This is a genomic window from Streptomyces sp. NPDC033270, from assembly GCF_055576575.1.
Genome location: NZ_JBVIRA010000005.1, coordinates 272,500 through 285,873, shown reverse-complemented (window position 1 = coordinate 285,873; position 13,374 = coordinate 272,500). Strand labels below are relative to the sequence as shown.

Genomic DNA, 13,374 nt, shown 5'->3' with positions numbered 1-13,374 from the left:
CGCGCTCAGGGCGAGGAAGCCGTTGGCGGCGGCGCGCTGGCGGCGGCGCGCTGTGGTGGCGCCCCGGGCAGCAGGAGCGTGACGGCGGCGGCTATCCGGGCGCCGTGGACGATCCGCATGCTCGTCGGCTTCGCCAGCAGGTCCAGTGCCTTACGGGCGAGCGGCGGCAGGTCGGCGAAGTTGTCCTGGATGCTCGCCCAGTCGTTCAACCCGCCCGGGCGCCGGTCGCGTTCGGCGGGCAGCGCCTCCAGGCTGCTCAGGAGGGAGGTGACGGCGGTGATCCGCTCGGTGGCGGCCAGCGCCGGGCGCCGGCCGATGGCTGGAGAGGAGAACACTCTCCTCAGGACAGCGGGAACCTTCATCGCTACCTTTCGTTGTCGTCCTCGTCTCCAGCCAACGGCCACGTGCTGGGTCAGGCCTTGGCGCTCGGGGCGGGCGCGACGCCGTCCCAGATGCCGCGGGTGGCGACGGTAACCGTGGCGACCGTCACCACGGCGGGGGTGGCGAGCACCGGAGCCGCCATGGGCTCGGCGGTCCACTCCGCGGCGGTGATGGGGGACGCGCGCAGCTGGTCGTCGGAATTCAGCTTGTTGAGCAGGGAGTTCATACGCTCTCCGTTTCTCGAGGTTGCTCGGAATTCCTCGGCCCGGTCCCGCCCGGCCCGACAGGCCTGGAGAAAGTCGGCCACCAGCAGCTCATCACGACTGCGGTGGCCGCTCCATTGCCTCTTTGGGCTATGCCGCTTCGGGCCGGAGTGCGTCGTGGTGGACGGTGGCGAGCAGTGCCGCCTCAAGTCGGGACCGGACGCCCAACTTGCCGGTGATGATGGCCAGATGAGCCCGTACGGTGCGCTCGGCGACGCCGAGGTGCTGGGCCGGCGAACGGTTCGAGGGGCCGCCCGCCAGGAGCAGCAGCACCTCGCGCTCGCGGGCCTTGAGAAGTGTGAAGTCCGGTGCCGGGGAACGTCGGACGTCCCTGATCGGTACCTTTGCCAACTGCTGCGTCATTGCGTTTTCCCCTGCATCGGCGAACCACCAAGAAGGGCGCGTCGGTCATTCGGCTGGCATTCCTTCGGTCATTCCGTCGGTGATTCCGTCGGTGATTCGACCGGCCACGCCCCGGCTCGGGGCATTTCAGCTGGTGTCGCGGCCGCCCATCCGGATCTTTTCCTCCCCCGAAGTGGGCGTTGCGGCCGGCTACGGCCCCTGTTATCGGCGGCTATTTGCCGGGTGGGGCAGGCGGACATCGCCTCGCGGCCGGGGCGTTCGACCGGCGGGACGATGCCGTACGCCAGGAGCGCCGCCTCCACCCGGCCGTTCACCCGGCACTTCAGATGGATCGAGCGAATGTATTCCTTGACGGTGTTCGGCCGCAGCGAAAGCCTGCGTGCAATCTGCATATTGGTGAGGCCGCGGGCGAGGAAGGAGAGCACGGATCTCTCGCGCTCCGTGAGTTCCGCCAGCCGCGGATGGGCCGTCGGGGAAAGGGCCGGCCGACGCCGGCCGGGGGCCGGGCGGGCGGCCGGGAAGACCACTGCCGCCCCCTCGCCGAGCAGGTGCACCGCCCGTCGCAGATGCTCCGGCGGGACATCGCGGGGAATGACGCCGGACATCCCGGGGCTCAGCGCCGCATCGACGTGCACCGGGCATGGGGCATCCCGCAGCACGGCGATGGCGGGCGGTTCGGGGAGGAGCGAGAACTCCTCGACCAAATAACCGGAGTCGGGAAATTCAGCACCGAGAAGAGTGACGTCGGGCTGCTCGCTCCAGGCGAAATCCAGCGCCTTGTCCGGTGTTAACGAGGCATGGACGCCGAACCCTACACCGTGATCCATAGAACTGATGAGACCGGCTCGAAGCAATGGATTTCGCTCCAGTATGTGCACCCGAATCACAGGCCTCCCCAGCAATCATTCCCGGTCACCGCGCTTCAATGGGTCGCATATGGGCCGTACATGGGTCGTGCATGGGCCCGTGCATGGACCTACATGTGGGCCGCATATGGGGCGCGTATGGGGCGCATATGGGGCGTGCGTCGGGGGAATTTCCCCCTCCTTCCCCACAATGGGCCCCACCAGCGGCGATCAAGAAAATAGGAACAAAGAGCCATTTTCCCGGCTCTGGGCGGGGTGGCTGGAGAGCGGTAAGGGAGCGGTGGGGGCGCGCGTCGGGCGGTGGGGGTCGACGGACGGTGGGGCTGAAGGGCGAGGGGGCTGACGGGCGAGTGGGAAGTGGGGCCGCGGCCGGGCGTACGTACTGCCGTAACCGGCGGGGCGCGGAGAGGGCCTGTGCGCGGTCGAAGTGGCCTGTGTGCGGTCAACTGACATTTGTCATCTATAGCGATGACACCGCTCACCGGCCGGCCCGTCGATCGCACGGGAGCCTTGAGACATGAAAACCGGGGAATTCGGCGGAACCGAGACCGTGATCGAGGTCGGCGGACTGCGGCGGCGCTACGGGCCGTCGGGCAGGAGCCGCGGCGGCGGGAGCAGGGGGAGCAACGGACCTGGACCGCGCGGGGGGCGGCCCAGGTCCGTTGCGGCGGGGGACAGGGCGCGCGGCGCGGCCAGGCAGGGGTACGAAGCCGTGCGGGGGGTCGACTTCTCGGTCGCCCGCGGGGAGTTGTTCGCCCTGCTGGGGACCAACGGAGCGGGCAAGACCTCCACCGTCGAGCTGCTGGAGGGGCTGGCCCCGCCGAGCGGCGGGCAGGTGCGGGTGCTGGGTCACGACCCGTACAAGGAGCGGGACAAGGTACGCCCACGAATCGGGGTGATGCTCCAGGAGGGCGGCTTCCCCTCGGAGTTGACGCCCACCGAAACCCTGCGGATGTGGGCCGGCTGCACCAGTGGCGCACGACCGGTGGACGAAGCGCTGGCGATCGTCGGGCTGACCCCGCGCAAGGACGTACGGGTCAAGCAGCTCTCCGGCGGCGAGCGGCGCCGGCTGGACCTGGCACTGGCACTGCTGGGGCGGCCCGAGGTGCTGTTCCTCGACGAACCGACGACCGGACTGGACGCCGAAGCGCGGCACGAGACCTGGGAGTTGGTGCGCTCGCTCTGCGATGTCGGGACGACGGTGCTGCTGACCACGCACTACCTCGAAGAGGCCGAGGAGCTGGCGGACCGGCTGGCGATCATGCACGCCGGGCGGATAGCCGCGACCGGGCGGGTCAGCGAGGTGGTGGCCGCGCAACCGTCCCGGATCTCCTTCGAGATGCCGGCCGGGTTCCTGGTGGGCGATCTCCCGCCGCTGGCGGAGCTGGGGGTCACCGGGCATGAGCAGAAGGGACGCACGGTGCGGCTGCAGACCGCCGAACTGCAGCGGGCCGCTACCGGACTGCTGGTCTGGGCCCGGGACAAGGACGTCGAACTGCACGGCCTGGATGTGCGGGCGGCCTCGCTGGAAGAGGCGTACCTGCAGATATCACGCGGCATCGACGACGGCATCGACAGCGGGTTCGAAAACGGTATCGGAAGCGGGATGGCGAAGGGGGCGGAGAGCAAGTGAGTGCTGTCGGCGGTGAGATGGGGGCTCGCGCGGGGACGGGGGCGAGCGGCGCGACGAGCGCGGCGGGGCGACTGATCGCGCTGGGACGGGCGGAGCTGACGCTGCTGGGCGCAGCAAGCTCATGATCTATTCGGGGGTGTTCGCTCCCCTGCTGATCGCCTATGGCATGAAGGCGTACTTCAGCGAGCAGCTGGATCCACAGAAGACCGGGCTGTCCATCGGAGCGCTGATGCTGCCCGCGGCGCTCGGCATGGCCCTGCTCATGGCCGTCTACAACAACCTCGTCGGCGTGTATGTGACCCGGCGTGAGGACCTGGTGCTCAAGCGGCTGCGGACCGGTGAGCTGGCCGACTGGGAGATACTCGCCGGCGGAGCACTGCCCGCCGCGCTGATCACGCTGGCGCAGTGCGTGCTCTATGTGGTCGGCGGCAGCCTGGCGCTGGGAGTGGGGATGCCCAAGGCTCCGCATCTGGTAGCGCTGGGCATCGTGATCGGTGTGGCCGTGATGGCCGGACTGGCCGCCCTCACCGCGGGCGTCACCAAGTCCGCGGAGGCCGCGCAGCTGACGCCGACGCCGCTGTTCATGGTGTCGTTGGTGGGGTCGGGGGTGTTCTTCCCGCTGGCGATGCTGCCGGACCACCTGGCCCAGGTGCTCGAACTGCTGCCGCTCTCCCCCGTGATGGGGTTGCTGCAAGCCGGATGGACCGGTGAAGCCGATCCGGGTGAGACGGTGAAGCTGCTGGTCATCGGGTTGGTGTGGAGCGGAATCGCGGTGTTTGCTGGACAGCGGTGGTTCCGCTGGGAGCCACGGCGGTAGAGATGGACGACGGCGAGGGCGGGGATCGCGTGATCGGGCGGGTGCGGCGGAAGTGGCGGGGGCGTAGCACCCTCGTCTGGATCGACACGTACTCGCGATGGATGATCCAGGGACAGCCACTGCTGAGCCTGGGCTTCACCTCACTGATGCTGGTGGTCCCGGATCACCTCACCGCCGCACAGCTCGCCGTCATCCGTACGATCATCGCGTTGACCGCTCTGCAGGCCGTGGTGTTCGTGCCGCTGGGGCGCCGGGCCCTGGACCGGTATCTGGGGAAGGGGCCCGCGCCGTGGGGCCTGCTTGCCGTCTCTGTGGTGCTGACCGTCGCGGTGTTCGGCGCGCTGCTCGCGCTCAGCCTGCTCGTCGGCCAGTCCGGCACTGCCGACGCCAGCACTTTGGGCATGCTGGTGGGCGGGACGATGGTGGCGGCCCTGATACCGAGCGGCGCCGCACTGAGCATGCTGATCCGCAAGCGGGTCTTCCTGGGGGGATTCGGCGCGCTCGCGGCAGTGCTGTTGGTCGTGGGCGGCGCACTCACCGGCGGCTGGTCGGCCTGGGGGACCGCGGCGGCCCTGGTGGTCACCGTCGGGCTGATGTCCTGCTCCACGGGGCGGTCCGTCGGCTGGTTCCTCGCCGTGATGTGGAAGCTGGAGGCCGCCCGCGGCGTGCAGGCCCGCCTCGCCGTCGCCGAGGAGCGGTTGCGGTTCGGGCGGGACATGCACGACGTGCTGGGGCGGAATCTGGCGGTGATCTCGCTGAAGAGCGAGCTGGCCGTGCAGCTGGCGCGGCGGGGCCGGGCCGAGGCCGTGGACCAGATGGTGGAGGTGCAGCGGATAGCGCAGGAGTCGCAGCGGGAGGTGCGCGAGGTGGTGCGCGGCTATCGGGAGGCCGATCTGCAGGTGGAGCTGGCCGGGGCGCGTTCCGTACTGCAGGCGGCCGGGGTGGGCTGCCGGATCGAGGGCGACGGCGGGGCGGGGCTGCCGGCCGACGTGCAGTCGGCGCTGGGCTGGGTCGCACGGGAGGGCACCACCAATGTGCTGCGGCATGCGCCGGACGCCAGGCGCTGTGTGATCCGGACGCGGGTGAGCGCGGGACAGGCGGTGCTGGTGATGGAGAACGACGGCGTACGGGCCTCCGCTCCGGGGCCGGACACGGCTGGCGGGGGCAGCGGGCTGAAGGGCCTGCGGGAACGGCTCTCGCCGCTGGGCGGCACGCTGGAGGCGGAGCGGCGGCCGGACGGCTCGTACCGCCTGACGGCGCAGCTTCCGGTTCCGGCCGCCGATGTACAGGAAGGCGGGACGCTGTGAGCGGGGCACCGATCCGAGTGCTGCTGGCCGACGACGAGCATCTGATCCGGGGCGCGCTGGCCGCGCTGCTGTCCCTGGAGGACGATCTGCTGGTGGTGGCCGAGGCGGCTTCCGGGCCCGAGGCGATGGCGATGGCGAGGGCGCACCGGCCGGACGTAGCGGTGCTGGATCTGCAGATGCCGGGGGCGGACGGTGTGTCGGTGGCCACATCTGTGCGGGACGAGCTGCCGGAGTGCCGGTCGATGATCGTGACGAGTCATGGGCGGCCGGGCCATCTGAAACGGGCGCTGGAAGCCGGGGTGCGGGGGTTCGTGCCGAAGACCGTGTCGGCGCAGCGCCTGGCGGAGATCATCCGTGCCGTCCATGCCGGAAACCGCTATGTGGACCCGGAGTTGGCGGCGGATGCCATCAGCGCCGGGGAGTCGCCACTGACCGTGCGGGAGGCGGAGGTGCTGGAATTCGCCGAGGCCGGGGCGCCGGTCACGGAGATCTCGGAGCGGGCGTCGCTGTCGCCGGGGACAGTGCGGAACTACCTCTCGTCGGCGACCGCGAAGCTGGGTGCGGAGAATCGTCACGCGGCGGCACGCCTCGCCCGCGAGCGAGGTTGGCTATAGTGGACCCCGCACCGCGCGGTGGCGACTGGTTTCAGAAGCCGTGACGCGGAGCATGCGGACGTAGCTCAGTTGGTAGAGCGCAACCTTGCCAAGGTTGAGGTCGCGAGTTCGAGCCTCGTCGTCCGCTCAAGGTGAGAAAGGACCCCGGTCGGTGACCGGGGTCCTTTCCGTTATGACCAGCTGAGGCCGGTGAGGCGCTCGTACGCCTCCAGGTACTTGGCGCGGGTGCGCTCGACGACCTCGTCCGGGAGGGCGGGCGGCGGCAGCTCGCCCGTGCGGTCCCAGGCCGTGGCGGGCGCGGTCAGCCAGTCGCGGACGAACTGCTTGTCGAAGGACGGCTGGGCGCGGCCCGGCTCCCACTGGTCGGCGGGCCAGAAGCGCGACGAGTCGGGGGTGAGCACCTCGTCGGCCAGGGTCAGCCGCTCCCCGTCGAAGCCGAACTCGAACTTGGTGTCCGCCAGGATGAGGCCGCGCTCGCGGGCGATGTCACGGGCCCGGCCGTAGATGGCGAGGGTGGCCTGCCGCAGCTCGGTCGCGACCTCGGCACCGATCTGACGGGCGACCTCCTCGTAGGAGACGTTCTCGTCGTGGTCGCCGACGGCGGCCTTGGTGGCCGGGGTGAAGATCGGCGCGGGAAGCTCGGAGCCGTCGGAGAGACCCTCGGGCAGGGCCAGTCCGCAGACCGTACGGGACTGGCGGTATTCGGCGAGGCCGGAGCCGGTGAGGTAGCCGCGGGCCACGCACTCGACGGGGACCATCCGCAGCGACTTGCAGACGAGGGTGCGGCCCGCCCAGTCGGCGGGCGCGCCGGCCGGAAGGTCGGTGGAGATGACGTGGTGCGGGGCCAGGTCGGCGAGCTGGTCGAACCACCACAGGGACAGCTGGGTCAGTACGCGGCCCTTGTCGGGGATCTCGCTGGGCAGCACCCAGTCGTAGGCGGAGATGCGGTCGCTGGCGACCATGACCAGCTCGCCGGCGGCGTTCTGGTAGAGGTCGCGCACCTTGCCGGTGTGAAGGTGGGTGAGCCCCGGGACCTCCACGGGCTCAGGCTTTTCTACAAAACCGGACACGCTTCCTCCGCGTAGGTTGATCCAGGAGTCGGTCCGATTCTCCCGTATGCGGAAAGCAGACGCCCCACGGGGGCCGGAGGGCTTCTGGGAGTGGAGGGCCGCCAGCTCGGGGCGACGGCCTCTAGGGGGTGGGGGAACAGATCCCGTAGGGGTCGCCTGGGCCCCCTGCGGGCCACAACGTGGCGGGGGCGGAGGGGATTCCCGGGCGGCGGGGCGAGGCCGAAGGCGGGCGGACGGGGCCGGAGGGTGGGCCGGCGTCCAGGACCGGAGGGCGGACGGGCGTCCAGGGCCGGAGGCTGAGCGGGCGACCAGGGCCGGAAGCCGGGCGGGCGGCATCGGAGGCTGGGCGACTGGACGGGGCCGGAGGCTGGAGACGCAGTCGGCACCAGAGCAGGACCAGAGGCCGGGCAGGCGGCCGGGGCTAAAGGTTCCAGAAGTCGGCCGGATGACCGGGACCAGCGACCGGACGCGCCGCCCAGGCCGAAGACCAGGCAGACGAACGGGGCCGAAGACCGGGCGCGCGGGCAGCAACAGAAGTCGGCCGGATGGCCAGGACCAGCGACCGGACGCGCCGCCCAGGCCGAAGACCAGGCAGACGAACGGGGCCGAAGACCGGGCGCGCGGGCAGCAACAGAAATCGGCCGGATGGCCAGGACCAGCGGCCGGACGGGCCACCGAGGCCAAAGACCAGGCAGACGAACGGAGGCCGAAGACCAGGCAGATAGCCGGGGCCCAAGGCTGGCCGGGCGGCCAGCCCCAGCGGTCGGGCGGGCGCTCTTTTCGGTCGGCGTTAGTCGCGTTTGCAGATGCGGTCCAGGAGGTTGGCGGTGGCGCGTTGGATGCGTTGGTCGACGTGGCCGGGGCGGTCCAGGGCGGGGGACCAGGCGAAGGTGCCGGAGGCGAAGACCAGGGCGCCGCTGGGGGCGCGGTAGAGGGACGTCTCCTGATGGCGGGGGGCGCCTTCGCCGTCGCGGTACGGGGAGTGCGCGAGCAGGATGCGGCGGGTGTGCTCGGGGAGGCTGGTGCGAGGGAAGTAGCGGTCGGCCTCGCCGGCGACCATGCCGGGGAGTTCATCGCCTTCGTGGGCGCCGCTGGCCTCCCACAGCCAGTGGTCGGCGTTGCGGACGACCATGGGGGCGGGCTCGGGCACCCGGCCGGCGTACTGGATGCCCATCAGGCGCTGCTCGGGGTTGCCGAGCTCGCGCCAGAGGGCGGGGCGGCCGGGGCCCTGACGTTTGCGGCAGTTGAGCAGGGAGTGCGGCCCCGAGGGCGACGGGGAGAGCTCGACCTGCCAGTACATGGTGTTGGCGGAGAGGAAGACCAGCGAGGTGCCGGTGTCGCGGGCCAGCTCGACCGTGCGGCGCATGGGCACCGACCAGTATTCGTCGTGGCCGGGGAAGACCAGGCCCCGGTAGCGGGAGGGGTCGACGCGGCCGGCGTGCAGATCGCGGGCGTCGGCGTAGGCGAGGTCGTAGCCGTAGCGCTCGGCCCAGCGGATGAAGTCGTAGGCGTGGCCGACGTGGAGGGGCAGGCCGGCGCCGGCGTAGGGGCGGTCGAAGGAGACGGTGGTGGCGGCGTCCCGCTCGCCGAGCAGGGCGCCTTTTTCGTCCCAGGCGTGGTAGAGGCTGGCGCCGGTGCGACCGTCCTCCGGGTAGAGGTTGTAGGCCTGCCAGGTGATGTCGGGCAGCAGCAGGAGCAGGTCGGCGGGGTGGTCGTCGCGGACGGTGAAGGGGATGTGGGAGCGGTAGCCGTCGGCGGTGGTCAGCACCGCGACATAGGCGCCGAGCTGCCAGTACGTGGGGACCTGGAGGCGCCAGGAGAGCCACCAGTGGTGGCAGGAGACCGTGCGGTCGACGGTCAGCGGCGGCGGCTGGACGATGCCGGCCAGCCGCGGGCTGGTGGTGATCTTGGCGGCGCCGGCGCCGCCGTAGTGGCCGATGCGGTACACGTCGATGCTGAACGGCTGCGGCGGGTCGACCGAGACCCGGAAGTCGATCGCTTCGCCGGGGGCCACCGCGCCGGTGCCGGCGAAGCCCTTGATCTGGCGGTGGACGTCGTCGGCGCTGCGCGGGCCGTTGTGCTTGCGGGGCGCGGGCAGCCGCAGGTCGCCCTGGGCGACGGCGGGATCGACGTACCAGGGAATGATCTGGCCGGATTCGAAGTAGTTCTCGCTGCCGCGCAGCCAGGGCAGCGGGCCCTGCCCGAACGGGTCCGTGACCGCGTGGGCGAGGGCGCCCGATTCCCATCGCCTGATCTGTTCCGTCGACACCTTCCGCTCCCCTCCCACATCCCCCGTCGGCCTCGGCCGAGCGGGCCGGTGCTGCGTCCGCTGAGCGGGCCCGGCCATCCCCCAGCACATCACATTACGCACTCACTTCGTCACCCTTCGTTGTGAATTTAGATGCCACCGCCCCGAAGCACGAACTGGAATGGAACATTCAGCCGGTGCTCCGGACGCTTGCGGGTGACGGCTTCGGGCTCGTGTTCGCCGATCGGAGCGGCAGTCGGGGCACATACAGGCGCGGGCCCCGGCGCACGCTCCGGTCAGTCGCCCGCGTCATACCAGCCGGACCGGCTTCTCGGGGCGTACGCCGACCGTCGTCAGCCAGCCGCGGAGCGGTTCCGCGTCACCGTCGTCGACCAGGCTGAGCACCGGGCGGCCGAGGTCGGCGCGGCGGGCACCGTCGACCAGCAGCGCCGGGCCGTCGAGCCAGTCGAGGCCGGGGGCGGCGCCGGCGGTGTCGACGGCGGCGCAGCAGACCATGGCCGTGACGTGGTCGGCGAGCAGCTCGCGGCCCGTCCGGGGCGGCTGCAGCGGGAACAGCGGAAGGCCGCCCTCGACCATGCCGTCGCCCCAGGCCACGCCCACCGCGGCGTCCTGCGCACGGCTGCCGAGGGCGGCCTGGCGGGCCGCCTCCTCGCGCTCCTCGCGCTCGACCTCGGCGCCCAGCCGGGCGGCGACGAGATCGCCCGCCCGCTCGTCATGGGCGAGCCGGTCGATGACCCGGGCCAGGGTCGGGCCCGCGGGCGGGGCGGCGGGCTCACCGGCCCGGCGGTCGGCGGGGGCGGCCGCGGCCGCCGGGCTCGTGGGCGGGCCGTCACCGGGGCGGCGGCCGGCGGGCCCGCGGGCCGGGGTGCTGGCGTACGACAGGGTCGGGGCGGCGGGGGTCGTGGGCGGGGTGGTCGGGAGCGCCGCCGGGAGGTCGTCGAGGACGCGGTGGAGGCGGGCGGCCTCCAGGCGCCATTTGCGGTCCACGACCTCTTCCGGGTACTGGTGCCAGCCGACCGGTGACCAGTCGGGTCCCGGCTCGGCGGGGCCGCCGTGGAAGAGGCGGGCGGCCAGCAGGGAGGCGGCGCTGTCGATGGCGCCCGGCTCCTCCAGGAGGTCGCAGGCGGGGCGCTCGCCCAGACGGGAGGCGAAGCCGTCGGCGAGGCGGTCGCGGCGGGAGAGCTCGGTGAGCGCGGAGACCACGCCGGCGTCCAGCCGGGAAGGCCAGCGGCCCATCCGCCAGGCGGGCAGCGCGACCCGGGTCAGCAGCCGGTCCCAGCCGGCGTAGGCGAGGCCGACCTGCTCCTGGGCGACGATCCGCAGGCCGTAGTCGACGTTCTGGGCGCGCTCGGAGGCGGCGGCCGCAACGGCCCGCTCCATGATCGTGGCGTGCTCGCGGCAGGCCCGCAGCAGCAGCCGCGCCACCTGGCCGACGAAGCGGAGCGCCGGGCCGCGCAGCGGGCCGCGGGCGCGGGCCGAGACCGCCACCGCGGCGTCCAGGCCGCGGATGAAGCGGCGGGCGGCGGCTATGTCGGGGTGGGCCGAGGGGCCGGTGCCGGCGACGACGGGGGCCAGCAGGGCGCGCAGCTCCGCTACCCGCATCCACCACAGGAACGGGGAGCCGATGACCAGGACCGGCGCCTTGGGCGCCCGCCGCGCCTCGGCCGGGGGGCGCTCACCTCGGTCGGGCGGGCCGTGGGCGCGGTGCGTACGGTCCTCCAGCCAGCTGTCGCAGTCCGGTGTGAGCGCTATCGCGGACGGCGCCGGGACCTCCAGGCTGTCGGCGAGGTCGCGGACGAGGCGGTAGAGGTCGGGGGCCGACTTCTCCGAGATCGGCACGGAGGGGCTGAGCGCGGGCCGGGCACGCGCAACGACGGTCGCCACCAGGGCCGCGAGCAGCAGGCTGAGCACCGCCGCGCCGCTGACGATCCAGCGGGCGAGGTCCCAGCCGCCGCCCACGCCGAGATGGCCGCTCACCCTGCCGGCGAACAGCACCACCGCCGCTGCCGCGGGCAGCAGCGCCACAGCCAGCGCCGCGCCGCGCACCCGCAGCACGGCGAGGGCGCGGGCACGCGCCGCCAGGACGCCTGTTTCCGGACTTGCCACGAGCCTGTACACCCCCTGCTGTCCTGATGGAGCCGGACGGAGAGAACACGGGACGGACGCCTTCGAACACCGCGCTGTGCGGTGCTGCGAGCGACCTCGCTCATCACCACTGTGGCACTGGCCACTGACATCGCAATGCCGGTGAGCCACTTGCCGGACGCCACCGCGGCAACCGCGCCATAGCAAGGCACGGCATCCGCAGGACGCTTGCGCGGCACCCTAGTTGGGGGTGTGGGCTTCGTCAGCCGGAATCTGGTGTGGTCACTCGATGGAATGGCTTTGGGTAAAGCCGGGAACCCGCGGCGAGGGCTGTGGGCGTATAGGGGCCGTGCGGCCGGGGCCGCCGGGACCCTATGCGCCCGACGCCTGCGCCGCCTCGTCCGCGACCTTGGCGGCGATGTCCGTACGGTGCTGGGAGCCGTCCAGGGAGATCCGGTCCACGGCGCGATAGGCACGCCGGCGGGCGGTGGTCAGGTCGGCGCCGGTGGCGGTGACCGACAGCACCCGACCGCCCGCGCTGAGCACCGCGCCGGAATCGTCGCGCCGGGTGCCGGCGTGCAGGACGTAGGCGTGGGGGGCGTCCTGCTCGGCGACCTCGGCCAGGCCCTCGACGGCATCGCCGGTACGCGGGGTGCCCGGGTAGTTGTGGGAGGCGATGACGACCGTCACGGCCGCGTCGTCGCTCCAGCGCAGCGGCGGGAGCGCGGCCAGCTCACCGGTGGCGGCGGCCCGCAGCAGTCCGCCGAGCGGGGTCTGGAGGCGGGCCAGGACCACCTGGGTCTCGGGGTCGCCGAAACGGGCGTTGAACTCGATCACCCGCACGCCGCGGGAAGTGATCGCCAGGCCCGCGTAGAGCAGCCCGGAGAAGGGGGTGCCGCGGCGGCGCAGCTCGTCGACCGTGGGCTGCAGGACGGTGGCCATGACCTCGTCGACCAGCTTGGGGTCGGCCCAGGGCAGCGGGCTGTACGCGCCCATGCCGCCGGTGTTGGGGCCCTGGTCTCCGTCGTAGGCGCGCTTGAAGTCCTGGGCGGGCTGCAGCGGGACGACGCTCTCGCCGTCGGTGATCGCGAAGAGCGAGACCTCCGGGCCGTCGAGGAACTCCTCGATGACCACGCGGTCGCAGGCCAGCGCATGGGCGCGGGCCGCCTCGACGTCCTCGGTGACCACGACGCCCTTGCCGGCGGCCAGGCCGTCGTCCTTGACGACGTACGGCGCCCCGAAGGCGTCCAGGGCCTCGTCGATCTCTTCCGGGGTGGTGCAGACATAGCTGCGGGCCGTGGGGACGGCCGCGGCGGCCATCACGTCCTTGGCGAAGGCCTTGGAGCCCTCCAGCTCGGCGGCCCGGGCCGAGGGGCCGAAGACCGGGATGCCGCGGTCGCGTACGGCGTCCGCGACGCCCGCCACCAGGGGGGCCTCGGGGCCGACGACGACCAGGTCGGCCTCCAGGCCGGCCGCGAGTTCGGCGACGGCCGCGCCGTCGAGGGCGTCGACCCCGTGCAATTCGGCCACCTCGGCGATGCCGGCGTTGCCGGGAGCGCAGTGCAGCGCGGTGACGTCGGGGTCGAGGGACAGAGAGCGGCACAGGGCGTGTTCGCGGGCGCCGCCGCCGATGACGAGGACCTTCACGGTGGCAGCCTAGACGAACGCACCAGGCGGCCGGACGCCGGGCTTGCGCCGATCGCACA

At 72.3% G+C, this 13,374-nt stretch carries 12 protein-coding genes and 1 tRNA gene; 5 read left to right on the top strand and 8 right to left on the bottom strand.

Translation table 11 applies throughout. The features are described 5' to 3' along the window. Positions 1-5: 5 nt before the first annotated feature. From ACZ5XZ_RS11215 to ACZ5XZ_RS11200, 4 genes are all read right to left on the bottom strand, one after another. Positions 6-335, bottom strand: a complete 330-nt coding sequence (locus ACZ5XZ_RS11215) for a hypothetical protein (RefSeq protein WP_468976519.1) — start codon at positions 333-335, stop codon at positions 6-8. A 77-nt stretch (positions 336-412) separates the two neighbouring features. Beyond that, on the bottom strand, positions 413-607 hold the full coding sequence (locus tag ACZ5XZ_RS11210; protein ID WP_468976516.1) for a hypothetical protein: 195 nt from the start codon (positions 605-607) through the stop codon (positions 413-415). 127 nt (positions 608-734) lie between these two features. After that, the gene (locus tag ACZ5XZ_RS11205) at positions 735-1,007 is read right to left on the bottom strand and encodes a LuxR C-terminal-related transcriptional regulator (RefSeq protein ID WP_468976514.1); all 273 of its coding nucleotides are present in this window, start codon (positions 1,005-1,007) and stop codon (positions 735-737) included. Between the two features lie 68 nt (positions 1,008-1,075). Next, entirely contained in the window at positions 1,076-1,834 is a 759-nt protein-coding gene (locus tag ACZ5XZ_RS11200) for a response regulator transcription factor (protein ID WP_468976512.1), read from the bottom strand. 556 nt (positions 1,835-2,390) lie between these two features. On the opposite strand from ACZ5XZ_RS11200, the gene ACZ5XZ_RS11195 reads away from it, so the two are divergent. The 5 genes from ACZ5XZ_RS11195 (at position 2,391) to ACZ5XZ_RS11175 (ending at position 6,371) form a co-directional block, all read left to right on the top strand. Then, a complete protein-coding gene (locus ACZ5XZ_RS11195; RefSeq protein WP_468976509.1) occupies positions 2,391-3,506 on the top strand; it encodes an ABC transporter ATP-binding protein in 1,116 nt (371 codons plus the stop codon). A 136-nt stretch (positions 3,507-3,642) separates the two neighbouring features. Then, a complete protein-coding gene (locus ACZ5XZ_RS11190; protein WP_468976507.1) occupies positions 3,643-4,323 on the top strand; it encodes an ABC transporter permease in 681 nt (226 codons plus the stop codon). Between the two features lie 101 nt (positions 4,324-4,424). Continuing rightward, entirely contained in the window at positions 4,425-5,630 is a 1,206-nt protein-coding gene (locus ACZ5XZ_RS11185) for a sensor histidine kinase (RefSeq protein WP_468976504.1), read from the top strand. Further along, positions 5,627-6,244, top strand: a complete 618-nt coding sequence (locus ACZ5XZ_RS11180; RefSeq protein ID WP_468976502.1) for a response regulator — start codon at positions 5,627-5,629, stop codon at positions 6,242-6,244. The genes ACZ5XZ_RS11185 and ACZ5XZ_RS11180 overlap by 4 nt, the downstream gene beginning before the upstream one ends. A gap of 54 nt (positions 6,245-6,298) precedes the next feature. After that, positions 6,299-6,371, top strand: a tRNA-Gly gene (locus tag ACZ5XZ_RS11175). A gap of 43 nt (positions 6,372-6,414) precedes the next feature. On the opposite strand, the gene ACZ5XZ_RS11170 is transcribed toward ACZ5XZ_RS11175, so the two are convergent. From ACZ5XZ_RS11170 to purD, 4 genes are all read right to left on the bottom strand, one after another. Continuing rightward, positions 6,415-7,314 carry a phosphoribosylaminoimidazolesuccinocarboxamide synthase gene (locus ACZ5XZ_RS11170; protein WP_468976501.1) on the bottom strand — a complete coding sequence of 300 codons (900 nt, stop codon included), beginning with the start codon at positions 7,312-7,314 and terminating at the stop codon, positions 6,415-6,417. 790 nt (positions 7,315-8,104) lie between these two features. Beyond that, on the bottom strand, positions 8,105-9,583 hold the full coding sequence (locus tag ACZ5XZ_RS11165) for a N,N-dimethylformamidase beta subunit family domain-containing protein (RefSeq protein WP_468976498.1): 1,479 nt from the start codon (positions 9,581-9,583) through the stop codon (positions 8,105-8,107). Positions 9,584-9,871: 288 nt separating this feature from the next. Next, positions 9,872-11,689 carry a hypothetical protein gene (locus ACZ5XZ_RS11160; RefSeq protein ID WP_468976496.1) on the bottom strand — a complete coding sequence of 606 codons (1,818 nt, stop codon included), beginning with the start codon at positions 11,687-11,689 and terminating at the stop codon, positions 9,872-9,874. Between the two features lie 351 nt (positions 11,690-12,040). Next, on the bottom strand, positions 12,041-13,315 hold the full coding sequence (gene purD, locus ACZ5XZ_RS11155; protein ID WP_468976493.1) for a phosphoribosylamine--glycine ligase: 1,275 nt from the start codon (positions 13,313-13,315) through the stop codon (positions 12,041-12,043). Positions 13,316-13,374 lie beyond the last annotated feature (59 nt).